General features: G+C 63.4%; 21 protein-coding genes. 12 read left to right on the forward strand and 9 right to left on the reverse strand.

Features of this window, described 5'->3' with window-relative positions:
• Window positions 1-55: 55 nt before the first annotated feature.
• The 8 genes from ACK3BK_RS02125 to ACK3BK_RS02160 all read right to left on the reverse strand — a co-directional run bounded on the left by ACK3BK_RS02125 (window position 56) and on the right by ACK3BK_RS02160 (window position 9,913).
• Window positions 56-1,978, reverse strand: coding sequence for a PrkA family serine protein kinase (locus ACK3BK_RS02125; RefSeq protein ID WP_186667547.1), 1,923 nt, complete (start codon window positions 1,976-1,978; stop codon window positions 56-58).
• 284 nt (window positions 1,979-2,262) lie between these two features.
• Complete coding sequence (gene glpE / locus ACK3BK_RS02130; protein WP_186667548.1) at window positions 2,263-2,592, reverse strand: thiosulfate sulfurtransferase GlpE; 330 nt, start codon at window positions 2,590-2,592, stop codon at window positions 2,263-2,265.
• Between the two features lie 14 nt (window positions 2,593-2,606).
• The gene (locus tag ACK3BK_RS02135) at window positions 2,607-3,473 is read right to left on the reverse strand and encodes a symmetrical bis(5'-nucleosyl)-tetraphosphatase (protein ID WP_186667549.1); all 867 of its coding nucleotides are present in this window, start codon (window positions 3,471-3,473) and stop codon (window positions 2,607-2,609) included.
• Window positions 3,473-3,853 carry a Co2+/Mg2+ efflux protein ApaG gene (gene apaG / locus ACK3BK_RS02140; protein ID WP_186667550.1) on the reverse strand — a complete coding sequence of 127 codons (381 nt, stop codon included), beginning with the start codon at window positions 3,851-3,853 and terminating at the stop codon, window positions 3,473-3,475. The genes ACK3BK_RS02135 and apaG overlap by 1 nt, the downstream gene beginning before the upstream one ends.
• Before the next feature lie 166 nt (window positions 3,854-4,019).
• Window positions 4,020-4,820 carry a 16S rRNA (adenine(1518)-N(6)/adenine(1519)-N(6))-dimethyltransferase RsmA gene (rsmA, locus tag ACK3BK_RS02145; protein WP_186667551.1) on the reverse strand — a complete coding sequence of 267 codons (801 nt, stop codon included), beginning with the start codon at window positions 4,818-4,820 and terminating at the stop codon, window positions 4,020-4,022.
• The gene (pdxA, locus tag ACK3BK_RS02150; protein WP_186709543.1) at window positions 4,817-5,806 is read right to left on the reverse strand and encodes a 4-hydroxythreonine-4-phosphate dehydrogenase PdxA; all 990 of its coding nucleotides are present in this window, start codon (window positions 5,804-5,806) and stop codon (window positions 4,817-4,819) included. The genes rsmA and pdxA overlap by 4 nt, the downstream gene beginning before the upstream one ends.
• Window positions 5,803-7,122, reverse strand: a complete 1,320-nt coding sequence (surA, locus tag ACK3BK_RS02155) for a peptidylprolyl isomerase SurA (protein ID WP_411383662.1) — start codon at window positions 7,120-7,122, stop codon at window positions 5,803-5,805. Before surA ends, pdxA begins: the two co-directional genes overlap by 4 nt.
• A complete protein-coding gene (locus ACK3BK_RS02160; protein WP_411383663.1) occupies window positions 7,103-9,913 on the reverse strand; it encodes an LPS-assembly protein LptD in 2,811 nt (936 codons plus the stop codon). Before ACK3BK_RS02160 ends, surA begins: the two co-directional genes overlap by 20 nt.
• A 131-nt stretch (window positions 9,914-10,044) precedes the next feature.
• On the opposite strand from ACK3BK_RS02160, the gene ACK3BK_RS02165 reads away from it, so the two are divergent.
• The 3 genes from ACK3BK_RS02165 to ACK3BK_RS02175 are packed head-to-tail and all read left to right on the forward strand — an operon-like array spanning window position 10,045 to window position 12,498.
• Window positions 10,045-11,064 carry an aminoglycoside phosphotransferase family protein gene (locus tag ACK3BK_RS02165; protein ID WP_411383664.1) on the forward strand — a complete coding sequence of 340 codons (1,020 nt, stop codon included), beginning with the start codon at window positions 10,045-10,047 and terminating at the stop codon, window positions 11,062-11,064.
• Window positions 11,061-11,732, forward strand: coding sequence for an N-acetylmuramate alpha-1-phosphate uridylyltransferase MurU (gene murU / locus ACK3BK_RS02170; RefSeq protein ID WP_411383665.1), 672 nt, complete (start codon window positions 11,061-11,063; stop codon window positions 11,730-11,732). Before ACK3BK_RS02165 ends, murU begins: the two co-directional genes overlap by 4 nt.
• A gap of 1 nt (window position 11,733) precedes the next feature.
• The gene (locus ACK3BK_RS02175; RefSeq protein ID WP_186667580.1) at window positions 11,734-12,498 is read left to right on the forward strand and encodes a TerB family tellurite resistance protein; all 765 of its coding nucleotides are present in this window, start codon (window positions 11,734-11,736) and stop codon (window positions 12,496-12,498) included.
• Between the two features lie 42 nt (window positions 12,499-12,540).
• On the opposite strand, the gene ACK3BK_RS02180 is transcribed toward ACK3BK_RS02175, so the two are convergent.
• Window positions 12,541-13,542, reverse strand: coding sequence for an alpha/beta hydrolase family protein (locus tag ACK3BK_RS02180; protein ID WP_186667557.1), 1,002 nt, complete (start codon window positions 13,540-13,542; stop codon window positions 12,541-12,543).
• A gap of 94 nt (window positions 13,543-13,636) precedes the next feature.
• Here ACK3BK_RS02180 and ACK3BK_RS02185 point away from each other — a divergent pair, with 94 nt between their 5' ends.
• From ACK3BK_RS02185 to trpE, 9 genes are all read left to right on the forward strand, one after another.
• The gene (locus tag ACK3BK_RS02185) at window positions 13,637-16,021 is read left to right on the forward strand and encodes a PAS domain S-box protein (protein ID WP_411383666.1); all 2,385 of its coding nucleotides are present in this window, start codon (window positions 13,637-13,639) and stop codon (window positions 16,019-16,021) included.
• A 14-nt stretch (window positions 16,022-16,035) separates the two neighbouring features.
• Window positions 16,036-16,665 (forward strand): response regulator transcription factor, encoded by a 630-nt coding sequence (locus ACK3BK_RS02190; RefSeq protein WP_054892229.1) that lies wholly within the window; start codon window positions 16,036-16,038, stop codon window positions 16,663-16,665.
• Between the two features lie 274 nt (window positions 16,666-16,939).
• Window positions 16,940-18,052, forward strand: coding sequence for an ABC transporter ATP-binding protein (locus ACK3BK_RS02195; protein WP_186667559.1), 1,113 nt, complete (start codon window positions 16,940-16,942; stop codon window positions 18,050-18,052).
• A 40-nt stretch (window positions 18,053-18,092) separates the two neighbouring features.
• Entirely contained in the window at window positions 18,093-19,127 is a 1,035-nt protein-coding gene (locus ACK3BK_RS02200) for an ABC transporter substrate-binding protein (RefSeq protein ID WP_054892231.1), read from the forward strand.
• Window positions 19,128-19,194: 67 nt separating this feature from the next.
• On the forward strand, window positions 19,195-20,442 hold the full coding sequence (locus ACK3BK_RS02205) for an ABC transporter permease (protein WP_125930916.1): 1,248 nt from the start codon (window positions 19,195-19,197) through the stop codon (window positions 20,440-20,442).
• An 11-nt stretch (window positions 20,443-20,453) separates the two neighbouring features.
• A complete protein-coding gene (locus tag ACK3BK_RS02210; RefSeq protein WP_054892233.1) occupies window positions 20,454-21,281 on the forward strand; it encodes an ABC transporter permease in 828 nt (275 codons plus the stop codon).
• Window positions 21,282-21,510: 229 nt separating this feature from the next.
• Window positions 21,511-22,185: a ribulose-phosphate 3-epimerase gene (gene rpe, locus ACK3BK_RS02215; protein WP_054892234.1), complete on the forward strand. Its 675-nt coding sequence runs from the start codon at window positions 21,511-21,513 to the stop codon at window positions 22,183-22,185.
• Window positions 22,182-23,000 (forward strand): phosphoglycolate phosphatase, encoded by an 819-nt coding sequence (locus ACK3BK_RS02220; protein WP_186667561.1) that lies wholly within the window; start codon window positions 22,182-22,184, stop codon window positions 22,998-23,000. The genes rpe and ACK3BK_RS02220 overlap by 4 nt, the downstream gene beginning before the upstream one ends.
• A 70-nt stretch (window positions 23,001-23,070) precedes the next feature.
• On the forward strand, window positions 23,071-24,552 hold the full coding sequence (gene trpE / locus ACK3BK_RS02225) for an anthranilate synthase component I (RefSeq protein ID WP_411383667.1): 1,482 nt from the start codon (window positions 23,071-23,073) through the stop codon (window positions 24,550-24,552).
• Window positions 24,553-24,585 lie beyond the last annotated feature (33 nt).

Raw genomic sequence — 24,585 nt, forward strand, 5'->3', positions numbered from 1 at the left:
CAGACCTGACGGTCGCGCCATGCAGCTTGCAGCCTGTGGCTGACAGCTTGTCGCTTTATTGCGATTTCCTGACCCGCAGGTACCATTCCGACAGCAGGCGAACCTGTTTGTCGGTGTAGCCACGTTCCACCATCCGGGTGACGAAGTCGTTGTGCTTCTTCTGGTCTTCCTTGCTTGCCTTGGCGTTGAAGCTGATGACTGGCAGCAGGTCTTCGGTGTTGGAGAACATTTTCTTCTCGATCACCACCCGCAGTTTCTCGTAGCTCAGCCAGCTTGGGTTCTTGCCATTGTTGTTGGCGCGGGCGCGCAGCACGAAGTTGACGATCTCGTTGCGGAAGTCCTTCGGATTGCTGATGCCGGCCGGTTTCTCGATCTTCTCCAGTTCTTCGTTGAGGGCGATGCGGTTGAGGATTTCGCCGGTTTCCGGGTCGCGGTATTCCTGGTCCTGGATCCAGAAGTCGGCGTACAGCACGTAGCGGTCGAAGATGTTCTGGCCGTATTCGCTGTAGGACTCCAGGTAGGCAGTCTGGATTTCCTTGCCGATGAACTCGATGTAGCGCGGCGCCAGGTACTCCTTGAGATAACGCAGGTAGCGTTCGCGTACTTCGGCCGGGAATTGCTCCTGTTCGATCTGCTGCTCGAGCACATAGAGCAGGTGCACCGGGTTGGCCGCCACTTCGTGCGGGTCGAAGTTGAACACCTTGGAAAGGATCTTGAACGCGAAGCGGGTCGACAGGCCATTCATGCCTTCGTCGACGCCAGCGGCATCGCGGTACTCCTGGATCGACTTGGCCTTGGGATCGGTGTCCTTGAGGTTTTCGCCGTCATACACGCGCATTTTCGAGTAGATATTCGAGTTTTCCGGCTCTTTCAGGCGCGAGAGTACGGTGAACTGGGCGAGCATCTTGAGGGTGTCTGGCGCGCAATGGGCCTTGGACAGCGAGCTGTTGACCAGCAGTTTGTCGTAGATCTTGATCTCGTCGCTGACCCGCAGGCAGTAGGGCACCTTGACGATGTAGATCCGGTCGATGAACGCCTCGTTGTTCTTGTTGTTGCGGAAGGTATGCCATTCCGACTCGTTGGAGTGGGCCAGCAGGATGCCGGAATAGGGGATCGCCCCAAGGCCCTCGGTGCTGTTGTAGTTGCCTTCCTGGGTGGCGGTGAGCAAGGGGTGCAGGACCTTGATCGGTGCCTTGAACATCTCGACGAACTCCATCAGGCCCTGGTTGGCCCGGCACAGCGCACCCGAGTAGCTGTAGGCGTCGGCGTCGTTCTGCGGGAATTCTTCGAGCTTGCGGATATCCACCTTGCCGACCAGCGCCGAGATGTCCTGGTTGTTCTCGTCGCCGGGTTCGGTCTTGGCGATGGCGATCTGGTTGAGGATCGAAGGGTAGAGCTTGACTACCTTGAACTTGCTGATGTCGCCGCCGAACTCCTGCAGGCGCTTGGTTGCCCAGGGCGACATGATGGTGTTCAGGTAGCGCCGCGAGATGCCGTACTCCTCTTCGAGAATGGCGCCGTCTTCGGTGGCATTGAACAGGCCCAATGGCGACTCGAACACGGGCGAGTCCTTGATGGCGTAGAACGGCACTTTCTCCATCAGCTGCTTGAGTTTTTCGGCCAGCGACGATTTACCGCCACCTACCGGGCCCAGCAGATAGAGGATCTGTTTCTTCTCTTCCAGGCCTTGGGCGGCGTGGCGGAAGTAGGACACGATCTGGTCGATGCACTCTTCCATGCCATGGAAGTCGGCAAAGGCCGGATACCGGCGGATCACCTTGTTGGAGAAGATGCGCGACAGTCTGGAGTTGCTTGAGGTGTCGATCAGTTCCGGCTCACCGATTGCCAGCAACAGCCGTTCAGCGGCCGATGCGTAGGCACTGCGATCCTCTTTGCACAGCTCGAGGTACTCCTGCAGCGAGAGTTCTTCCTGGCGCGTTGACTCGAAACGTTGTTGGAAGTGGCTAAAAATGCTCATGACGTCACCTCGCTCGATACGTGGAGACGACGCCGGATCAGTCAGCTGATGCTGGCATGCAAGCGGCTTTCACCGATTGCTGTTTACCCCCCAGAACACCTTGGAACGCTACCGATGACCCGCACGCCGGTGTACCGGCTCTCCCCTTTTTTGGATGGCCTGCGCTTAAGGATAGTTGGTAATACGCAAGGTCAAGGGCGAGGGGCCGAGAAGTTGCTTTCGACCGTTCGTCAGGTAAGGCGCAAGCCCGCTGGTTGCGCGGGCTTGAGGGGAAATGAAAAAAATTATTCGGCGCTGCCTTGGGCGGTTTCGGCGGGATAGGTGGCGCGCCACAGCTCGAAGCCGCCGTCGACGCTGTAGACGTCCGAGAAGCCCTGGCCTACCAGGTAGGCGGCGGCACTCTGGCTGGAATTACCGTGATAGCAGACCACCAGCGTCGGGGCGTCGAGGTCGGCGTTGCGGATGAAGTCGGCCACCGAGTGGTTGTCCAGGTGCCGGGCACCGGTGATGTGGCCGGCAGCGAAGGCCTGGGGATCGCGAATGTCGACCACCACCGCACCTTGTGCACGCAAGGCCAGGGCCTGTTCCGGGGGGATGCGCTTGAATTCGCTCATGGGTACGCTTTCCTTCAGGTTTGATCGTTGATTCTAGTGGGTTCAGGCGCCGTACGTACGGTGCCTTCGTCGGTGCAGTCGCAGCGGTGGTATTCGCCGTTGTCCAGGTTGTACAGGGTCATGGCGCCGCCCCACACGCAACCGGTGTCCAGGGCGATGACGCCCGGCTCGTCGACCTTGCCTTCGAGGGCGGCCCAATGGCCGAAGATGATCTTCACGTGGCGCGAGCGACGATCCTTGTGGGCGTACCAGGGCTTGTAGCCTTTGGGGGCGCTGTCCAGGCCTTCCTTGCTCTTGAGGTCGAGCTTGCCGTCGGCGGTGCAGAAACGCATGCGGGTGAAGTAGTTGGTGATGACCCGCAGGCGCTCGACGCCGCTGAGGTTCTTGCTCCACTTGTTCGGTTCGTTGCCATACATGCCGTCGAGGTAGAGCTTGAGCCGGTTGTCGTCGCGCAGCACCTCTTCCACCTCTGCTGCCAGTTCCAGGGCCTTGCCCAGTGTCCACTGGGGTGGGATGCCGGCGTGGGCCATGGCGATGCCCCGGGCCTCGTCGTAATGCAGCAGCTTCTGCCGACGCAGCCAGTCAAGCAACTGGTCGGCGTCTGGCGCTTCGATGATCTCGCGCAGGGTGTCGCTTTTCTTCAGGCGCTCGATGTTCTGCCAGGCTGCGAGCAAGTGCAGGTCATGGTTGCCGAGTACGCAAACCAGCGACCCGCGGATCGCATGGAGGTAGCGCAGGGTTTCGAGCGATTCCGGGCCGCGGTTGACCAGGTCGCCCACCAGCCACAGGCGATCGACCTTGGGATCGAAGTTGACGCGTTCGAGCAGGCATTTGAGCGGTTGCAGGCAGCCTTGCAGGTCACCGACGGCGTAGGTGGCCATCAGTGCAGGGCTCCAGGCACGGCCAGGCGGAACGGTGCGATCTCGGCGTCGAAGCGCTTACCGTCTTCGGCGAACATCTGATAGCTGCCCTGCATGGTGCCGACACGGGTGCTGATGACTGCGCCGCTGCTGTAGGTATGGCTTTGCCCGGGGGCGATGGTCGGTTGTTGGCCGATGACGCCATCGCCGCGGACTTCCTCGACAGTGCCGTCACCATTGGTGATCAGCCAGTGGCGGGCCATCAGCTTGGCCTTGAGTGTGCCGTTGTTCGACACCGTGATGGTGTAGGCGAAAGCGAAACGGTTGTTATCGGGGTCGGATTGCTCTTTGAGGAAGCGGGTCACGACGCTGACGTCGATCTGGTAGCGGGGGTCGGACATGCAAGGGCCTTGGGCGAACGGGAGCATTAACGCGATTGTCGCAGTCTAGGCCATTGAGAGGGGAGAGAGCCAGCGGTGGGCACTGTCATCGGTGTTGGGTGCTTCGCGGGTAAACCCGCTCCCACGAGGGGGACGGGTTGCCCGCGAAGGGGCAGAAAAGGCTGGGTCAGCCTTGCTGCAGTGCCAGTTGATCAGCCAGACGCACGAAGGCCGCCAGGTCCAGCTGTTCTGGGCGCAGGCTGCCATCGACGCCAGCCGCTTCGATGGCTTGGCTGTCGAGCAACCCCTTGAGTGTGTTGCGCAGGGTCTTGCGGCGCTGGTTGAAGGCTTCGCGCACCACTTGCTCGAGCAGTTTCGGATCCTTGGCCGGGTGCGGCAGCACTTCGTGCGGCACCAGGCGGACAATGGCCGAGTCCACTTTCGGTGGCGGATTGAACGCGCCAGGGCCCACATTGAACAGGTGTTCCACGCGGCAGTGGTACTGCACCATGATCGACAGGCGCCCCCAGTCCCCGCCGCCCGGGCCTGCGGCCATGCGCTCGACCACTTCTTTCTGCAGCATGAAATGCATGTCGCGGATCAGTCCGGCGTGAGCCAGCAGGTGGAAGATCAGTGGCGTGGAGATGTTGTAGGGCAGGTTGCCGACCACTTTCAGGCTGCGCGGCGGAACGCCCAGGGTATTGAAGTCGAACTTCAGGGCATCGCCTTGATGCAGGCGGAAATTGTCGCGATCGGCGAACTTGTGCTGGAGGATGGGGACCAGGTCCTTGTCCAGCTCGACCACGTCGAGTTGCGCGCCGCTGCCCAGCAGGCCCTCGGTCAGGGCGCCCTGGCCCGGGCCGATCTCCAGCAGGTGCTCGCCAGCCTTGGCGTTGATCGCCCGCAGGATGCGGTCGATGATGCCGGCGTCGTGCAGGAAGTTCTGGCCGAAGCGCTTGCGCGCCCGGTGTTGGTAGTGCTCGTTCATGGTCGGTTCTCGGCCATCTGGTAGGCGGTTTCCAGGGCGACGCGCAGGCTGCCTGTGTCGACCTTGCCGCTGCCGGCCAGGTCCAGGGCGGTGCCGTGATCGACCGAGGTGCGGATGATCGGCAGGCCCAGCGTCACGTTGACTGCGGCGCCGAAGCCCTTGTACTTGAGTACGGGCAGGCCTTGGTCGTGGTACATCGCCAGCACTGCGTCGCAGTGCTCCAGATATTTGGGGGTAAACAGGGTATCGGCCGGCAACGGACCGCGCAGGTCCATGCCCTCGGCGCGCAGGCGCTCGAGCGCGGGCTCGATGATGTCGATTTCTTCGCGGCCAAGGTGGCCGCCTTCGCCGGCATGCGGGTTGAGGCCGCAGACCAGGATGCGTGGTTGGGTGATGCCGAACTTGTCGTGCAGGTCGGCATGCAGGATGCGCGTGACGCGCTCCAGGCGTTCGGCGGTGATAGCGTCGGCGATGTCGCGCAGCGGCAGGTGCGTCGTTACCAGCGCAACACGCAGACCGTGGGTGGCGAGCATCATCACCACCTGGGCTGTCTGGGTGAGGTCGGCGAGGAATTCGGTATGCCCGGAGAAGGCGATACCGCTCTCGTTGATCACGCCCTTGTGTACCGGGGCGGTGATCATCCCGGCGAAGTCGCCGTCCAGGCAACCTTGGCCCGCGCGGGTCAGGGTCTGCAGGACGAAGGCTGCGTTGCGTGAGTCCAGTTGGCCGGCAGTTACAGGCGTTGCGAGCGGTGTGTCCCACACGTAAAGACTGCCTGCGGGTGCTGGTCGGTCTGGCCAGGCATCCGGCGAGACCGGCAGCAGCACAACCGCCAGCCCCAGCTGCGCGGCCCGCTCGGCGAGCAGGTCACGGCTGGTGATGGCGATCAGGGGGTGCGGCTGAGGCTCTGCGGCGAGCAGCAGGCACAGGTCTGGACCTATGCCGGCTGGCTCACCGGGGGTGACGGCGAAGCGCAGGGGCTTCACTGGGTCGCCTGGTCGGCGCCAGGCAGCTTTTTCTCAACGTAGGCTTCGTCGCGGATCTGGCGCAGCCAGGTCTGCAGCTCTTCGTCGTATTTACGGTTGCGCAGTACGTTCAGCGCCTGCTGCTCGCGGGCCTGTTCGGTACTGTCGGTGGCGCGACGGCCGAGTACTTCCAGAACATGCCAGCCGTACTGGGTGCGGAACGGTTTGGTCACTACGCCTTGCTGGGCGTTGGCCATCTGCTCGCGGAATTCCGGTACCAGGCTGTTCGGGTCGACCCAGTTCAAGTCGCCGCCGTTGAGTGCGGAACCTGGATCTTCCGAGAAGCTTTTCGCCAGTTGGGCGAAGTCCTCGCCGTTCTTGATGCGATCGTACAGGCGTTCGGCCAGTTGCTCGGTCGCCGCATCGCTGCGGATCTCGCTGGGCTTGATCAGGATGTGACGGACATGGACTTCGTCGCGCAGTACGCTTTCGCTGCCACCGCGCTTCTCCTCGAGCTTGAGGATGATGAAGCCGTTGGGGATGCGAATCGGCTGGGTGATGTCACCGATGGCCATGCTGCTAAGCATCTTGGCGAAGTCAGGTGGCAGTTGGCCGGCCTTGCGCCAGCCCATCTCGCCGCCTTCCAGGGCGTTTTCGCTGGCCGAGCGGGCGATGGCCAACTGGCCGAAGTCGGCGCCCTGGCGCAGTTGCTGGTAGACCTCGCCAGCCTTGCGTGCCGCGGCCTGGATTGCGTCCGAATTGGCGCTTTCCGGGGTCGGGATCAGGATGTTGGCCAGGCGGTATTCTTCGGACATCTGCATCTTGCCCAGGTCAGAGTTAAGGAAGTTCTTCACTTCCTGCTCGGACACCTGGATGCGCTCGGCCACGCGACGCTGGCGGACGCGGCTGATGATCATCTCGCGCTTGACCTGATCACGGGCGTCGTCGAACGACAGACCATCGTGAGCGAGGGCTGCACGGAACTGATCCAGCGACATGCCGTTGCGCTGGGCGATGGTGCTGATGGCCTGGTTGAGTTCTTCGTCGGTGATGCGAATGCCCGAGCGCTCGCCGATCTGCAGTTGCAGGTTCTCGACGATCAGGCGTTCCAGTACCTGCTGTTCCAGGGCGCCGGCAGGCGGCACACCACCGCCGCGCTTGGCGATGGTCTGCTGCACTTCGTGGACGCGCTGGTCCAGCTGGCTTTGCATGACCACGTCGTTGTCGACGATGGCCACCACGCGGTCCAGGGGTTGCGGCGCGGCATGCACCGCACCGCTCAGCATTACGGCGCCCAGCATCAGCGGGCGCAGACGATCAATAAGCTTGCTCTTCACGGGTACGGTAACCTTGAATGCCTTGGTCCAGGAACGATTCGACCTTGTTGCCCACGACGCCGCCGAGGCCTTTGAGGACGATCTGCAGGAATACGCCGTGGTCGCCCTTTTCGTTCTGCGGCAGGGCCTGACTGAAGTCGTCGGTGTCGAGCCAGTAGCGGTTGATCAGGCGCAGCTTCCAGCAGCAGCTGTCGTACTCGAAACCGCCCATCGCTTCGAGGGTGCGGTTGCGGTTGTAGTCGTGCTGCCAGCGGGCAATGACGCTCCATTGCGGCACGATCGGCCAGATGACCGAGAAGTCGTGCTGCTGGATCTTGTAGTAGTCCTTGATGTAGCCCGGCTGGCCAGGTGTGCCGTAGTCACCGCCGCCGACTTTCCACAGACCGGTCAGGGAGTCGTAAGTAATGGTGTCGTTACGGTAGCGATAGCCGGCGTTGATCACTTTGTTCGGGTTGTCTTCAGGCTGGTAGTGGAACATCGCGCTGCCCGAACGGGTGCTGCGGCTGTCTGGATCCCAGTTGAAGTCCGAATTGAAGCGCCAGTCGCGGTTGAAGGCGTACTGGTACACCAGAGCGTATGGCGAAACGTTCGACTTAGCGTCATCGCGCTCGCGGTAGTTGATACCTGGCAACTGAACTTTGCGGTCTTCGAAGTAGTACGCCTGGCCGATGCTGAAGCGTTGGCGCTCGAAGCCGTTTTCCTCGATCCAGCGAGTCGTCACGCCCAGCGACAGCTTGTTCTCGTCGCCGATACGGTCGATACCGCTGAAGCGGTTATCGCGGAACAGCGAGTCGTAGCTGAACAGGGTTTCGCCGGAGTCGAACAGCGGGATGTCCTTCTGGTCCTTGTTAGGGACATAGAGGTAGAACAGACGTGGTTCGAGGGTCTGGCGATAGTTGGTGCCGAACAACGAGGTGTTGCGGTCGAAGTACAGGCCGCTGTCGACGCTGAAGATCGGGATGTCGCGGTTCAGCGAGCTGTGGTAGCTGCCGTACGCTGGGTTTGCCGACTGAGCGATCGCCTGGGCTTTGCCCTGGCTGTCTAGATCGAGATCGTAGCTGGTGTAAGCGTACTTGAGCTTCGGCGTGATGTAGCCATAGCTGGCTTCCATCGGCAGGCTCATCGCTGGGGCGATATTCAGGCGGGTGCCGTTCGCTCGAGCGATGCCAGACACGCTTTCGTCCAGACGACGTCCAGGGAATCCGGTGCTGTCGTCCGGAAGCCCGTCTTTGTTTCGTACGAAATCATTCTTCAGATTACGATCAAAGCGCACAGCCTCGGTATCGTAAGAGAAATCAAAGCCCGCAGGATGGTATGGCAGCATCCCGTTAACCGTAATCTGCGGCAGGCGATCATAAGGCGTGATCTGCGAAATGGTGGCCATTTCGTACGCATGCACGTTCAACCGCGCATTGTAAGTGTCGCCCCGGTACGTCAATGCCCCTTGCTGGTTGACGAAGTCGCGCTTCTGCACGCCGATCTGGTCGGTCTCGAGATCCTGGAAGTAGAACGGGTCGCTGATGTCGGTGTAGTCCACCTCGGTCATCAGGCGCTCATCCAGGCCGCCCTTGTGCTGCCAGTTGACCATCCAGCGTTCTTTCTTGTAGTCCGTCTGCAGCTTGCGGTCGTCGTCCTCGTCGTTGAGGTACGCGCCGCCGAACTGACCTTCGCTCGACTTGGTCAGGTAGCGGAATTCGCCTTCCATCAACAAGCCGCGCTTGGCCATGTAGCGCGGATACAAGGTGGCGTCGTAGTTCGGCGCCAGGTTGAAGTAGTACGGCGTGACCAGCATGAAGCCGGTGTCGCTGCTGGTGCTGAACGACGGCGGCAGGAAGCCGGACTGGCGACGGTCGTCGATCGGGAAGTAGATGTACGGTGTGTAGAACACCGGAATATCCTTGACCCGAAGGGTGACGTTGGTGCCGGTACCGAAGCCGGTGGCCGGGTTCAGGGTGATGTTGTTGCCCTTGAGCTGCCATGCGTTGCTGCCCGGCTCACAGGTGGTATAGGTACCGTCCTTGAGGCGGATGATGGCGTTTTCTGCACGCTTGGCGTACAGGGCCGAGCCGCGGATGTGCGACTTGTGCATCACGTATTCGGCGTTGTCGACCTTGGCTTCGCCAGTATCGAGCTGGACCTCGGCCTGGTCGCCCACCACCAGCGTACCGTTGTCGCGAATCTTGACGTTGCCCTTGAGCTCGCCACGGTTCTCGGCCTGGTAGAGGTTGGCTTCGTCGGCTTCGGCCTGCATGCTGCCCTGGCGCATGACCACGTCACCGGCCAGAGTAGCGATCTGCTGCTCCTGCTGGTACTTGGAGACCTTGGCGTTGAGGTAGGTCGGCGACTCGTCCTTGGGCGTGGAGTCGTTCATGCCCGGACGGATCGGCTCGACGTACGCGCCGCCGCAATACGGGCCGGTCTCGGCCAGCTGGGCAGCAGTGAGCTTCTCGCGGGGGACCCAGTCCAGATGGCTGTAGTCTTCGCTGCGCGATTTCAGGCCGCGGCCCTTGCTCTCGGTGACCAGTACCGGCTTGGGCTCGGCACTGCCAGCCGCCTCGGCGGTCTGGGCCTCGGTGCCGCCACTGAGCGCGGCGCCATCGTGCACAGGGCGTGGCGGCAAGTTGCTGGCTGCAGTCTTGGGCTTGCAGTCCCAACCACCGGAGGCGGACACTTGGCAGTCGAACTGCTCGGCAGCCACCACGTACGACGTGGCCAGAGGTTGCAGGGCCAGCAGACCGCCAGTGACCAGCAACGGAAACTTTCTACGAAACGCGGGGGATTTCAATGCCATCTTATTAGTCCGGGCTTCCTGCGTGCCATCTGCCCGCGTGTGGGGCCGCACGCCTCTCGATGGTCTGAAAAAGATGCTGGATAATAAAGCATGACCCGCTTGACGGCTAGGGGCCGTCGGAGACCCTTGTAATGCCAGATCATGATGTACGCCTGCAACAGCTGACTGTGTGGCTCGAAGAACAGTTACAGAATCTTTTTCGCGAAAACGCCTGGGGCGACGTGCCCGCGGGCAGTCTGACCGCAGCCAGCAGCGACGCGAGCTTTCGCCGCTACTTCCGTTGGGAAGGCGGCGGACACAGCTTCGTGATCATGGATGCGCCACCGCCGCAGGAAAATTGCGCACCTTTCGTCGCTATCGACCATTTGCTGGCCAGCGCCGGTATCAATGTGCCGGCGATCCATGCCCAGGATCTGGAGCGCGGCTTCCTGCTGTTGAGCGACCTGGGGCGTAAGACTTATCTGGAAATCATCGGTGACGACAACGCCGATAGCCTGTTCGCCGATGCCATCGATGCGTTGCTGGCCCAGCAGCAACTGCCGATGCAAGCGCCGCTGCCGAGCTACGACACCGCGCTGCTGCGCCGCGAACTGGAGCTGTTTCCCGAGTGGTATGTGGGGCGTGAACTGAAGCTGGCCTTCACCGAAGCGCAGCAGGCCAGCTGGCAGCGTATCAGCCAGCAACTGATCGACAGCGCCCTGGCCCAGCCCAAGGTGCTGGTGCACCGCGACTACATGCCGCGCAACCTCATGCAAAGCACCCCCAATCCAGGCGTGCTGGACTTCCAGGACGCCGTCTACGGCCCGGTAACCTACGATATCACCTGCCTGTTCAAGGATGCCTTCCTCAGCTGGCCGCAGGCGCGTGTCGATGGCTGGTTGCGGGATTATTGGGACAAGGCGCGGGCCGCAGGGATTGCGGTGCAGTCTGAGTTCAAAGAGTTCCAGCGTGCCAGCGACCTGATGGGCGTGCAGCGCCATCTCAAGGTGATCGGCATCTTCGCCCGCATCTGCCACCGCGATGGCAAACCGCGCTACCTCACCGACGTGCCGCGTTTCTTCGCCTATATAGATGAAGTGATCGCCCGTCGCCCGGAACTGGCCGAGCTTGGTCAACTGATTGGCGAACTCAAGGCCGGGGCACACCCATGAAAGCGATGATCCTGGCGGCAGGCAAGGGCGAGCGCATGCGCCCGCTGACCTTGCACACTCCCAAGCCCCTGGTGCCTGCGGCGGGCAAGCCGCTGATCGAGTACCACTTCGAGGCCCTGGCCAGGGCGGGGGTGCGCGACGTGGTGATCAACCATGCCTGGCTCGGGCAGCAGATCGAGGATCACCTGGGTGACGGCAGCCGCTTTGGCCTGAAGATCCGCTATTCGCCCGAGGGCGAGCCGCTGGAGACCGGCGGCGGCATCTTCAAGGCGCTGCCGCTGCTGGGGGATGCGCCGTTCCTGCTGGTCAACGGTGACGTCTGGACCGACTACGACTTCAAGCGCCTGTGCCAACCGCTTGAGGGCCTTGCGCACCTGGTGCTGGTGGACAATCCGGGGCATCACGGGCGTGGTGACTTCCGCCTCGATGGCACACGCGTCGTCGATGGCGACGATACCCCCGGCACCCTGACTTTCAGCGGCCTGTCGGTGCTCGACCCGAAGCTGTTCGAAAGCTGCCAGCCCGGTGCCTTCAAGCTCGCACCGCTGCTGCGCCAGGCAATGGCCGCCGGGCAGGTGACTGGTGAGCATTATCCTGGACAGTGGATCGACGTCGGCACCCTCGAGCGCCTGGCCGAGGTCGAGCGCCTGATCGGCGAGCGTGCCTGACATGTGGTGGCCGAGCACAGTGATTGGTGCCGGAGCCGGTTTTGCCGTGGCCAGCATTCCCGGCGCCTTGCTGGGCGCCTTGTTGGGGCAGGCCATGGACCGGCGTCTGCGCCTGCAGGGATGGGATGATGTGCGCGAGCGCCTGGGCGGGCGTCCGGCCTTGCGCGACGAAGAGTTGCTGTTCGTGTTGCTGGGGCGCCTGGCCAAGAGTGATGGGCGAGTCGCGGAAGGGCATATCTACCAGGCTCGTCAGGAAATGACCCGGCTGGACCTTGCAGAGCCCGCCCGCTTGCGGGCGATTGCGGCATTCAACCGCGGCAAGTCGGGCAAGGACCGCCTGGGGCAGTATCTGCGCCGTATCGGCCAGCAGCCCCACGGCGCGGAGGGTACGCTGCGGGCGTGCTGGCGCATGGTCTGGGCCGATGGCAAGGCGGGGCGGCACGAGCGTGAGCTGTTGCTGGACTGGGGCCAGCAATTGGGCATGAGCCGTAACCAGGTGCAGGCCTTGTCACAAGAGTATGAGCCGAGCCGTTCTGCGGTCGGGGGCGGGGTGATGACCTATGCCGCGGCGCTGCGGCTGCTGGGTGTCGAGGCCGATAGCGACGGCGATCGGATCAAGCAAGCCTATCGCCGACTGGTGAGCCGGCATCACCCGGACAAGCTGGTCGGAAGCGGTGCGAGCGAGGCCCGGGTGCGCGAGGCGACCGAGCGGACGCGGGAGTTGCACCAGGCCTATGCCCTGATTCGCAAGCGGCGGGGGATCTGAGGGGCAGCGTGCGGTGGTGGATTCTTCGCGGCACTCAGCCCCTTACTCCGACGCCTGCGGCATCAACCATCCCCGTACCCGCCGGAACAACTGCTCCTGCTCTGCCGCCTTGTCACCCGGCATGGCAATCAGCGACAACTGCCGATACTGACTGTCCTTTTCGCGCTTGCTGGCCTGCAGGCGCAGCTTGGCGGCGTTCTGGTCGCGGGTGCGGGTCACGAAGTAGATATCGGCGGTCGGCACCTTAAGCGTCGGCACCAGGGCTTCGAGGTCGTGCTCGACCCGTGCCGGTGTCTGCGCCGAGATCAGTGCCAGCTTCTGCACCTGTGGCGGCTGCTTCTCGCTCACATAGCGCGCGGCCCAGTAGGCCCCGCTGCCATGGCCGATCAGTACGATGCTATGGGCATTCTGCTGCTGGGCGAAGGCCACCGCAGCATCGAGGCGGGCGAAGATGCGGGTGGCGTCGGCCGAGTCGCTCTGCTCGTCGGCCTGCACGGCGTCTGTGCCCTGCGCGGTATCAGCGTCGGCGGCCGTGGCTTGGGCAACGTTGGCGTTGGCGTCGTCCGGCGTATCCTTGGCCGGTGCACTGGCACCCTTGCCCTCATCCTTGACCGGCTTCGCCGCAGGTGTGTCTGCGCTGCGCGCCTGCGGGCTGTCGGCCAGCAGGTCGGGCAGGCTGAGGCTCAGGCTGTGCCAGCCGACATCGGGAAACTTGTTGCGCAGCGGGCCGACGGCATTGGGCCAGTCGGCGGTTTCGCCGGCACCGGGAACGATGATCACGGCGCCTTTCGGGTCGCTGTCGTTGGCCGGTTTCCACAGCGCCAGGAAGTTTTCGCCGTCGGCCTGCAAGGTCTTCTGTTCGGCCTTGGGCACCAGGCGTTCCAGGGCCAGGGCGTCTTCCTGGCTGCGTTCGGCCAGGGGCGCGCGCACGGCAGTCGTTTCGGCCGCGGCGGTGGGTTTCTCGGAGTCGGCGGCGTGGGCCGCGAGCGGTAGGGCCGAGGCCAGGCAGAACATGGCCAGCGTCGTGCGATAAAGTATGAACATGGATCAACCCAAGGCCAGAATGATACCGGCAGCCTAATAGTATTTGCCCGCGACGGCCACGCAGGTGGCCGTCATTGCCAAGACGAGCGTATCGATGAAGCGAATGCGTTGCCTGTTGGTTATCGGCTGGTTGTGCCTGCCCTTGATCGCCCTGGCCAAAGCCCCGGTGCCCCCGTCGGTGGCGCTCGAGCCTGCGCAGCAGCAATGGCTCGACAGCCATCGCAGCCTGCGCGTGGGCCTGGTGCTGCAAGCACCCTATGCCCAGTTCGACCGGCGCCTGCAGCAGTTGTACGGGGCTAACGTCGAGCTGGTGAGCTGGCTGGGGCGTGCCCTGAACCTTGACCTGACCTGGCGCAACTTCCCTGACCAGGCCGCCCTGGAGCATGCGTTGCAGGCTGGCGAGATCGACTTTGCCCCGGGCCTCGTGCAAACCCCGGCGAGCCTGCGCCTGTGGTTGTTCAGCGACCCCTACATGCGTGTGCCGCAGTTGCTGGTCGGCCTGCGCAGTGGTGCGCTGGCGGTCGATCTGGAGCAGCTCGGCGCCAGTGACCGGGTGGCCGTGCGCATGCCTGGCAGCCTGGCCGATTACCTGCGTGGCAACTTCGCCAATCTCAACCTGCAGGGTGTGCCCAATGAGCGCGAGGCGCTGCAACTGGTGCTGGGTGCACAGGCCAGCTACGCCGTGCTCGACGAGGCGCAGTTCAGCCGCCTGTCGCGCGAGAGCGAGTTCGGTGATCTGGTGGTCGTGGGCGATATTGGCCTGCCGCAATTGCTGCGTATCGGCTCGCGCCGCGACTGGCCGCTGTTGGCCGACGTGCTGGGGCGCGGTCTGCAGGCGATGCCGGCCAAGGAACTGGAGCAGTTGCACCAGCGTTGGTTGCAACCGAAGTACCCGCGCCTGAGCGAGTCGGCGGGGTTCTGGCAGAACCTTGCGCTGTTGTTTGGCTTGTTGCTGCTCTGCGCGATGGCCACTTTGGCGATGCAGCGTCGTCGGCAGCGCCAGCTCGAGCGAAGCCTGCTGAGTGCGCGCGAGAGCCTGCTCGAACGCCAGACCCGTGAAGAGGCACTGCGGCTGAGCCAATTCTCCATCGACCAGAGCACCGTCGGCATCCTCTGGGTGCATTGGGACAGCCACGTGCGCTACGCCAATCATGCTGCCGAACGCATGCTTGGCCATGGCGAGGGCGAATTGCTCGAGCGACCGCTGATCGATATCGAGCCGAGCCTGCACATGGACCGCTGGCTTGAATTGTGGAAGCGCGCCCGCACGGGTGACAGTGGGGCGCAAGCGTTCGAAACCCTGTGTCGTCGTGCCGATGGCAGCGCGCTGCCGGTGGAGCTGTCACTGAGCTTCCTGCGTTTTCGCGATGCCGAATACCTGGTGGTGTTCATCACCGATATCACCGAGCGCCGCCGCGCCCTGGCGGCCCTGCGCGAGAGCGAGGCGCGGCTCAAGGGCATCGCGGGCAACGTGCCGGGGCTTGTCTTTCGCCTGGAACGTGATCCCGCCGAGGGCGAGCCTGAGTTTCCCTATGTCAGTGAGGGTAGCGAGGCGCTGGTCGGCTATGCCCCCACGCAGATCCAGCAGGCGGACATGGGGCTGCGCAATCTGGTCCACCCCGATGACCGCGCCGACTATCACCGGGTCCAGGACCTGGCGCTGGCCAGTGATCGCGACTGGTCCTGGCAAGGCCGTATTCTCACCCGCGAAGGCCTGCAGCGCTGGGCCGACATCAAGGCCAGCGCCCGGCGCCAGGCCGATGGCCGGGTGGTGTGGGACGGCATTGTCTGGGATATCACCCAGAGCAAACGGGTCGAGTTGGAGCTGGCGCGCTCCCAGGAGCAACTGCGTGAGCTGTCGGCGCATCTGGAGAGCGTGCGTGAGGAAGAGAAGGCGCGGATCGCCCGGGAAGTGCACGATGAGCTCGGGCAGATGCTCACTGTGCTCAAGTTGGAAGTTTCGATGTGCGAGCTGGCGTTCGCCGAGCTCGACCCGGGGCTCAACGAGCGACTCACCAGCATGAAGCGCCTGATCGCCCAGTTGTTCCAGCTGGTGCGCGATGTGGCCACGGCGTTGCGCCCGCCGATCCTCGATGCCGGGATCGCCTCGGCCATCGAATGGCAGGCCCGGCGCTTCGAGGCGCGCACGCAGATTCCTTGCCTGGTGCAGGTGCCGGATAATCTGCCAGCATTGAGCGATGCCAAGGCCACCGGACTGTTCCGCATCCTGCAGGAGGCGCTGACCAATGTCATGCGCCATGCCAAGGCGCATACGGTGCAGATCGAGCTCAAGCATGAAAATGACTGGCTACGCATGACAGTGATCGACGATGGCGCCGGTTTCAGTCCCGATCAGCCACGCCCCACCTCGTTCGGCCTGGTCGGCATGCGTGAGCGGGTGCTGATGCTCGGTGGCAGCGTGACCCTGGAAAGCGAGCCGGGCGAGGGCACCAGCCTGAGCGTGGCCATCCCTCTTTAGTTAGGAGAAACACCGTGATTCGAGTGCTGGTGGCCGAAGACCACACCATTGTTCGTGAAGGCATCAAGCAATTGATCGGCCTGGCCAAGGACATGCTGGTAGCGGGCGAGGCCGGCAATGGCGAGCAGTTGCTCGAAACCCTGCGCCATACACCCTGCGAGGTGGTGCTGCTGGATATCTCGATGCCGGGCGTCAATGGTCTGGAGGCGATTCCGCGAATCCGCGCGCTGAACAGTCCGCCGGCCATCCTGGTGCTGTCGATGCACGACGAAGCGCAGATGGCGGCACGCGCGCTCAAGGCGGGGGCGGCAGGCTATGCGACCAAGGATAGCGACCCGGCGTTGCTGCTGACTGCGATCCGCCGCGTCGCCGGAGGTGGGCGTTACATCGACCCGGTGCTGGCCGACCGCATGGTCTTCGAGGTGGGGCTGACCGAGACCCGGCCGCTGCACACGCTGCTGTCGGAGCGTGAGTTCTCGGTGTTCGAACGTCTGGCCCAGGGTGCCAACGTCAACGACATCGCCCAGCAGCTGGCGCTGTCGAGCAAGACCATCAGTACCCACAAGGCGCGGTTGATGCAGAAGCTCAAGGTCAACTCGCTGGCCGAACTGGTGAAGTACGCCATGGAGCACAAGCTGGTCTGATTGCGACATGCATCTATGGGAGCGTGCTTGCCCGCGAACACGGGCGTAGCCCGTGCCAGGCAGCGCGGTGTCTTTTTCGCGGGCAAGCCCGCTCCTACACCGGTTGAAGGTGTCGGGATGAGGAGTGTTCCAATCGCGTCATTCGTGTAGGGCAATCCCTACAACAACTCTTCCATCCGGATGATGGCATTCTCTCAGTACCCCCGATTTCCGGGGCTTTGCCGTTCTTCTAGTCTTTTGCCTACGCAGTCATTCCAACAAGAAGGTGCAGGGCATGAGCGAGGCGAATTCGAACGAGACGCTGGTCAGCTTCCGTGGTGTGCAGAAGAGCTACGACGGCGAATCGCTGATCGTCAAGGACCTCAACCTCGACATCCGCAAGGGCGAGTTCCTCACCCTGCTCGGCCCTTCCGGTTCGGGCAAGACCACCAGCCTGATGATGCTGGCCGGCTTCGAGACCCCAACCGCCGGTGAGATCCAGCTGGCCGGTCGCTCGATCAACAACGTGCCACCGCACAAGCGTGACATCGGCATGGTGTTCCAGAACTATGCGCTGTTCCCGCACATGACCGTCGCCGAGAACCTGGCATTCCCCCTGAGCGTACGCAACCTGAGCAAGACCGACATCAGCGAGCGGGTCAAGCGTGTGCTCAACATGGTCCAGCTCGACAGCTTCGCCAAGCGCTACCCCGGCCAGCTTTCCGGCGGCCAGCAGCAGCGTGTGGCGCTGGCGCGGGCACTGGTGTTCGAGCCGCAGCTGGTGCTGATGGACGAGCCGCTCGGTGCGCTCGACAAGCAGTTGCGCGAACACATGCAGATGGAGATCAAGCATATCCACCAGCGCCTGGGCGTGACCGTGGTCTATGTCACCCACGACCAGGGCGAGGCGCTGACCATGTCCGACCGCGTGGCGGTGTTCCACCAGGGCGAGATCCAGCAGATCGCCGACCCGCGCACCCTCTACGAAGAGCCCGCCAACACCTTCGTCGCCAACTTCATCGGCGAGAACAACCGCATCAACGGCACCTTGCTGGCGCGCAACGGTGAGCGCTGCCAGGTGCAACTGGCACGTGGCGAGAAGGTCGAGGCGCTGGCGGTGAACGTCGGCCAGGCCGGCGAGCCGGTGACCCTCTCGATCCGCCCCGAGCGCGTGCGCCTCAACGGCCACAGCGAGCATTGCGTCAACCGCTTCTCCGGCCGCGTGGCCGAGTTCATCTACCTGGGCGACCACGTGCGGGTGCGCCTGGAAGTCTGCGGCAAGGCCGACTTCTTCGTGAAGCAGCCAATCGCCGAGCTCGACCCGGCCCTGGCCGTGGGCGATGTGGTACCGCTTGGCTGGGAGGTGGAGCACGCCCGCGCGCTCGATCCGATTGCCGAAGCCCACTGATCGATTGCTTCACCAACCCTGTACTGTGGAGAGAATAATAATGCGCAAGCAGTTGAAACTGACCGCCCTGGCCCTGGGGCTGTTCACCGCGGGCCAGGCCCTGGCCGCGGACCTCACCGTGGTGTCTTTCGGCGGCGCCAACAAGGCAGCCCAGGTCAAGGCGTTCTACGAGCCGTGGGAGAAGGCCGGCAAGGGCAAGATCGTCGCTGGTGAGTACAACGGCGAGATGGCCAAGGTCAAAGCCATGGTCGATACCAAGAGCGTGTCGTGGGACCTGGTGGAGGTGGAGTCGCCAGAGCTGGAGCGCGGTTGCCAGGAAGGCCTGTTCGAGGAGCTCGACCCCGCGCCGTTCGGCAACGCGGCCGACTACGTACCCGGTGCGATCCAGGGCTGCGGCGTAGGCTTCTTCGTGTGGTCCACGGTGCTGGCCTACAACGCCGACAAACTCCAGACCGCGCCCACCAGTTGGGCCGATTTCTGGGACACCAAGAAATTCCCCGGCAAGCGCGGCCTGCGCAAGGGCGCCAAGTACACCTTGGAATTCGCCCTGATGGCCGACGGCGTAGCGCCCAAGGATGTGTACTCGGTGCTGCAGACCAAAGCCGGTGTAGACCGCGCCTTCAAGAAGCTCGACGAGCTCAAGCCGAACATCCAGTGGTGGGAAGCCGGCGCCCAGCCGCCGCAGTACCTCGCCTCGGGTGACGTGGTCATGAGCTCGGCCTACAACGGCCGGATCGCTGCGGTACAGAAGGACAGCAACCTGAAGGTGGTGTGGAACGGCGGGATCTACGACTTCGACGCCTGGGCCATTCCGAAGGGTGCGAAGAACGTGGAAGAGGCGAAGAAGTTCATCGCCTATACCGTGCAACCGGCACAGCAGAAGATCTACTCCGAGAACATCGCCTACGGGCCTGCCAACTCCAAGGCCATCGAACTGCTGTCGGACGATGTGAAGAAGGACATGCCGACCACGCCCGAGAACATCGCCAACCAGGTGCAGATCGACGTGGCCTTCTGGGCCGACAACAGCGAGCAGTTGGAGCAACGCTTCAACGCCTGGGCTGCGAAGAAGTAACGCGCCTCAAAGGAGCGCCGGGGTTTGATCGGCGCTCCCTCGTTTTCTGTGTTTTTCGGAGTTCGCCATGGCCATTGCAGTGCCCCTGAATGAAGGCGCAGGTCCAAGTCTCAAACAGCGCCTCAAGCGCGCCGAACGGGTCAACCGCTGGAAGGCCCAGGCGTTGATCGCGCCGCTGGCGCTGTTCCTGCTGCTGGTGTTCCTCGTACCGATCGCCGCACTTTTGTACAAGAGCGTCGAAAACCCCGAGGTGGTCGCAGGCCTGCCGCGCACCGTTGAAGCCGTGTTGCAGTGGGACGGCAAGAGCCTGCCCGACGAGGCGGTATACAAGGCCCTCAGCGAGGACCTGGCCGAATCGCGCAAGAACCAGACCCTGGGCGAGCTTTCCAAGCGCCTGAACATGGAACTGGCCGGCTACCGCAGCCTGCTGTCCAAGACAGCACGTGCACTGCCGTTCAAGACCGAACCGGCTTCCTATAAAGAAGCCCTGCAAACCCTTGATGAGCGCTGGGGCGACCCGGCCTACTGGCAGGCAATTCGCCGTAACACCAGCGAGGTGACACCTTTCTACCTGCTGGCCTCGCTGGATCACCGCATCGATGATCTGGGCGAACTGGCCAAGACCACCCCTGACCAGGCCATTTATCTGGACATTTTTGCCCGCACCCTGTGGATGGGGGTGGTGATCACCGTGATCTGCCTGGTGCTGGCCTATCCGCTCGCCTACCTGCTGGCCAACCTGCCGACCCGGCAGAGCAACCTGTTGATGATCCTGGTGCTGCTGCCGTTCTGGACTTCGATCCTGGTGCGGGTGGCGGCGTGGATCGTGCTGTTGCAGTCTGGCGGCCTGATCAATAGCGCGCTGATGGCCATTGGCATCATCGATCAGCCGCTGGAGCTGGTGTTCAACCGCACCGGGGTCTACATCTCCATGGTGCACATTCTGTTGCCGTTCATGATCCTGCCGTTGTACAGCGTGATGAAGGGCATTTCGCCGAGCTACATGCGGGCGGCGATTTCGCTGGGCTGTCATCCGTTCGCCAGCTTCTGGCGAGTGTATTTCCCGCAGACCTACGCTGGTGTCGGCGCCGGCTGCCTATTGGTGTTCATCCTTGCCATCGGCTACTACATCACCCCGGCCCTGCTGGGCAGCCCGAACGACCAGATGGTCAGCTATTTCGTTGCCTTCTATACCAACACCAGCATCAACTGGGGCATGGCCACGGCCCTGGGCGGGTTGCTTTTGCTGGCAACCGTGCTGCTGTACCTGATCTATAGCTGGCTGGTCGGCGCCAGCCGCCTGCGCCTGAGCTGAGGAGCCTTGTCATGCTGAGCCCTTACATGTCGCCCGTGGAGCGGGTCTGGTTCTACAGCCTGCGCATTCTCTGCGGCCTGATCCTGTTGTTCCTGGTCTTGCCGGTGCTGGTGATCATTCCGCTGTCGTTCAACAGCGGCAGCTTCCTGGTGTACCCGCTGCAAGGCTTTTCGCTGCAGTGGTACCAGGACTTCTTCGCCTCTGCCGAATGGATGCGCGCGCTGAAGAACAGCATCATCGTCGCTCCGGCGGCCACGGTACTGGCCATGGTGTTCGGCACCCTGGCCGCGATCGGCCTGACCCGCGGCGACTTCCCCGGCAAGTCGCTGGTGATGGCGCTGGTGATTTCGCCGATGGTAGTGCCGGTGGTGATCATCGGTGTGGCCAGCTACTTGTTCTTCGCGCCGCTGGGGATGGGTAACAGCTTCATTTCGTTGATCCTGGTGCACGCGGTGCTGGGTGTGCCGTTCGTGATCATCACCGTGTCGGCGACGCTTCAGGGCTTCAACTACAACCTGGTGCGCGCCGCAGCCAGCCTCGGCGCCTCGCCCTTGCTGACCTTCCGTCGGGTGACCTTGCCGCTGATTGCGCCGGGAGTGATCTCCGGGGCGCTGTTCGCCTTCGCCACCTCGTTCGATGAGGTGGTGGTGACGTTGTTCCTCGCCGGGCCCGAGCAGGCGACCCTGCCGCGGCAGATGTTCAGCGGTATCCGCGAGAACCTCAGCCCGACCATTGCGGCGGCGGCCACGTTGCTGATTGCGTTTTCGGTGATCCTGCTGCTGACCCTGGAGTGGTTGCGCGGACGCAGCGAGAAGTTGCGGACCCAGCAGCCGGCCTGATCCTGCGGCGGCTGCACCGGCCTCATCGCGGGACAAGCCCGCTCCCACGGTTGCCCCGCTGCTCATGAGGGCAGCGTTGTACTGGTAGGAGCGGGCTTGCCCGCGAAGAGGCCAGTGCAACCGTAGCCGATTTCGGGCACTGCTCGACACCAATTGATACCAATCAGCCCCCGTCCACTTCCCTGAGTTACAATGCGCGCCACCGTGATTTCCACCACATAGGTGCGCCATGCAGCCCTACGCTATTGCCCCCTCCATTCTTTCCGCCGATTTCGCCCGCCTGGGTGAGGACGTCGACAAGGTTCTGGCCGCCGGGGCCGACATCGTTCACTTCGATGTCATGGACAACCACTACGTGCCTAACCTGACCATCGGCCCGATGGTCTGCACGGCACTGCGCAAGTACGGCGTGACCGCGCCGATCGATGTGCACCTGATGGTCAGCCCGGTCGACCGCATCATCGGCGACTTCATCGAGGCCGGCGCGACCTACATCACCTTCCACCCGGAAGCGTCGCAACACATCGACCGTTCGCTGCAACTGATCAAGGACGGCGGCTGCAAGGCCGGCCTGGTATTCAACCCGGCCACCAGCCTGGACGCCCTGAAATACGTGATGGACAAGGTCGACATGGTCCTGCTGATGAGCGTCAACCCAGGCTTCGGCGGGCAGAAGTTCATCCCCGGCACCCTCGACAAGCTGCGCGAGGCCCGCGCGCTGATCGATGCCAGCGGACGTGATATCCGCCTGGAGATCGATGGCGGCGTCAACGTCGGCAACATCCGCGAAATCGCCGCTGCTGGCGCCGACACCTTCGTGGCCGGTTCGGCGATCTTCAACGCCCCGGACTACCAGGAAGTGATCGCCAAGATGCGTGCCGAACTGGCCCAGGCCCGCCCATGAGTGGCTTCGAGCAGCTGTTCCCGGGGACGCTGCCCAGGCTGGTGATGTTCGATCTGGACGGTACGTTGATCGATTCGGTACCGGACCTGGCCGCCGCCGTGGACCGCATGCTGCTCGAACTCGGGCGCCCGCCCGCAGGGCTGGACGCCGTGCGCCAGTGGGTGGGCAACGGTGCCGAGGTGCTGGTGCGCCGCGCCCTGGCCGGCGGCATCGAGCACGACGCCGTCGATGCGCAGCTGGCCGAGCGTGCGCTGGCACTGTTCATGGAAGCCTATGGTGAAAGCCATGAGCTGACCGTGGTCTACCCGGGCGTGCGCGACACCTTGCGCTGGTTGCGCAAGCAAGGCGTGGAGATGGCGCTGATCACCAACAAGCCCGAACGCTTTGTCGGCCCGTTGCTGGATCAGATGAAGATCGGTCGCTACTTCCGCTGGATCATCGGCGGCGACACCCTGCCACAGAAAAAGCCCGACCCGGCGGCGCTGTTGTTCGTCATGAAGATGGCCGGCATCGCGCCCGAGCAGTCACTGTTCGTCGGCGACTCGCGCAGTGACGTGCAGGCGGCCAGGGCCGCGGGGGTCAAGAGCGTCGGCCTGACCTACGGCTACAACCACGGCCGGCCGATCGACGAGGAATCACCGAGCCTGGTACTCGACGATCTGCGCCTGCTGCTGCCCGGTTGCTTAGTCACCGACACTGGGATAACGTGGGCGGACCTTCAAGCCTCCCAAGACAGAGACTCCACTGTGGGTGTTACCGGCAAATTCTGGATGAAAGTCATCAAGGCCCTGGCCCGTTGGCGCTGGCGCGCCTGACTCCCGCTCGCCGGCGCCTGCCGGCCCGTCCGCTTGCCCGAACCCATTGCTGCTTGCCACGAGGCTACCCATGACCCGCGAAGAATTCCTGCGCCTGGCCGCTGCCGGCTACAACCGCATTCCCCTGGCCTGTGAAACCCTGGCCGACTTCGATACGCCGCTGTCGATCTACCTGAAGCTTGCCGACCAGGCCAACTCTTATCTGCTCGAGTCCGTGCAGGGCGGGGAGAAGTGGGGGCGCTACTCGATGATCGGTTTGCCTTCGCGCACGGTGATGCGCGTGCACGGCTACCGTGTGAGCATCCTGCACGATGGCGTCGAGGTAGAGAGCCACGAGGTCGAAGATCCACTGGCCTTCGTCGAGTCGTTCAAGGACCGCTACAAGGTCGCCGACATTCCAGGCCTGCCGCGCTTCAATGGTGGCCTGGTCGGCTATTTCGGCTATGACTGCGTGCGCTATGTCGAGAAGCGCCTGGGCGGCTGTCCGAACCCGGATCCGCTGGGGGTGCCGGACATCCTGCTGATGGTCTCCGACGCCGTGGTGGTGTTCGACAACCTGGCCGGCAAGATGCATGCGATCGTGCTGGTCGACCCGTCTGAGGAGCAGGCCTTCGAGCAGGGCAAGGCGCGTCTGGAGGGCTTGCTCGACACGCTGCGCCAGCCGATCACTCCGCGTCGGGGACTGGACCTCAGCGGGCCGATGGCCGCTGAGCCTGAATTCCGCTCCAGCTACACCCGGGACGACTACGAGAATGCGGTCGGGCGGATCAAGGAGTACATCCTCGCTGGCGACTGCATGCAGGTCGTGCCGTCGCAGCGCATGTCCATCGACTTCAAGGCTGCGCCCATCGACCTGTACCGGGCGCTGCGCTGCTTCAACCCGACGCCCTACATGTACTTCTTCAACTTCGGCGACTTCCATGTGGTCGGCAGCTCGCCGGAAGTGCTGGTGCGGGTCGAGGACAATCTGGTCACCGTACGTCCGATCGCCGGCACCCGCCCGCGCGGCGCCAACGAAGAGGCCGACCGCGCCCTGGAAGACGACTTGCTGTCGGACGACAAGGAAATCGCCGAGCACCTGATGCTGATCGACCTGGGGCGCAACGATGTAGGGCGCGTGTCGTCCACGGGCAGCGTACGCCTGACCGAGAAAATGGTGATCGAGCGTTATTCGAACGTCATGCATATCGTCTCGAACGTCACCGGTGAGCTGGCCGAGGGGCTGACGGCGATGGACGCCCTGCGTGCGATCCTGCCGGCTGGCACTTTGTCGGGCGCGCCGAAGATCCGGGCGATGGAGATCATCGACGAGCTGGAGCCGGTCAAGCGCGGTGTCTATGGTGGTGCAGTGGGTTACTTTGCCTGGAACGGCAACATGGACACCGCCATTGCCATCCGTACTGCGGTGATCAAGGACGGCGAGCTGCACGTACAAGCCGGTGGCGGCATCGTTGCCGACTCGGTGCCGGCACTGGAGTGGGAAGAGACCATCAACAAGCGGCGGGCAATGTTCCGGGCCGTGGCGCTTGCCGAGCAGACGCCGCGCGGCTGATGGATGAAGAAACGGCGCTCTGGTGAGCGCCGT

Source organism: Pseudomonas sp. L7, from assembly GCF_046605565.1.
Taxonomy (GTDB): Bacteria; Pseudomonadota; Gammaproteobacteria; order Pseudomonadales; family Pseudomonadaceae; genus Aquipseudomonas; species Aquipseudomonas wayambapalatensis.

Bases quoted from the DNA above. Each gene is read 5' to 3' on its own strand.
- ACK3BK_RS02125 (WP_186667547.1), bottom strand. From the start codon at position 1,978: ATGAGCATTTTTAGCCACTTCCAACAACGTTTCGAGTCAACGCGCCAG.
- glpE (WP_186667548.1), bottom strand. From the start codon at position 2,592: ATGAGCGAATTCAAGCGCATCCCCCCGGAACAGGCCCTGGCCTTGCGT.
- ACK3BK_RS02135 (WP_186667549.1), bottom strand. From the start codon at position 3,473: ATGGCCACCTACGCCGTCGGTGACCTGCAAGGCTGCCTGCAACCGCTC.
- apaG (WP_186667550.1), bottom strand. From the start codon at position 3,853: ATGTCCGACCCCCGCTACCAGATCGACGTCAGCGTCGTGACCCGCTTC.
- rsmA (WP_186667551.1), bottom strand. From the start codon at position 4,820: ATGAACGAGCACTACCAACACCGGGCGCGCAAGCGCTTCGGCCAGAAC.
- ACK3BK_RS02160 (WP_411383663.1), bottom strand. From the start codon at position 9,913: ATGGCATTGAAATCCCCCGCGTTTCGTAGAAAGTTTCCGTTGCTGGTC.
- ACK3BK_RS02165 (WP_411383664.1), top strand. From the start codon at position 10,045: ATGCCAGATCATGATGTACGCCTGCAACAGCTGACTGTGTGGCTCGAA.
- murU (WP_411383665.1), top strand. From the start codon at position 11,061: ATGAAAGCGATGATCCTGGCGGCAGGCAAGGGCGAGCGCATGCGCCCG.
- ACK3BK_RS02175 (WP_186667580.1), top strand. From the start codon at position 11,734: ATGTGGTGGCCGAGCACAGTGATTGGTGCCGGAGCCGGTTTTGCCGTG.
- ACK3BK_RS02180 (WP_186667557.1), bottom strand. From the start codon at position 13,542: ATGTTCATACTTTATCGCACGACGCTGGCCATGTTCTGCCTGGCCTCG.
- ACK3BK_RS02185 (WP_411383666.1), top strand. From the start codon at position 13,637: ATGAAGCGAATGCGTTGCCTGTTGGTTATCGGCTGGTTGTGCCTGCCC.
- ACK3BK_RS02195 (WP_186667559.1), top strand. From the start codon at position 16,940: ATGAGCGAGGCGAATTCGAACGAGACGCTGGTCAGCTTCCGTGGTGTG.
- ACK3BK_RS02200 (WP_054892231.1), top strand. From the start codon at position 18,093: ATGCGCAAGCAGTTGAAACTGACCGCCCTGGCCCTGGGGCTGTTCACC.
- ACK3BK_RS02205 (WP_125930916.1), top strand. From the start codon at position 19,195: ATGGCCATTGCAGTGCCCCTGAATGAAGGCGCAGGTCCAAGTCTCAAA.
- ACK3BK_RS02210 (WP_054892233.1), top strand. From the start codon at position 20,454: ATGCTGAGCCCTTACATGTCGCCCGTGGAGCGGGTCTGGTTCTACAGC.
- rpe (WP_054892234.1), top strand. From the start codon at position 21,511: ATGCAGCCCTACGCTATTGCCCCCTCCATTCTTTCCGCCGATTTCGCC.
- ACK3BK_RS02220 (WP_186667561.1), top strand. From the start codon at position 22,182: ATGAGTGGCTTCGAGCAGCTGTTCCCGGGGACGCTGCCCAGGCTGGTG.
- trpE (WP_411383667.1), top strand. From the start codon at position 23,071: ATGACCCGCGAAGAATTCCTGCGCCTGGCCGCTGCCGGCTACAACCGC.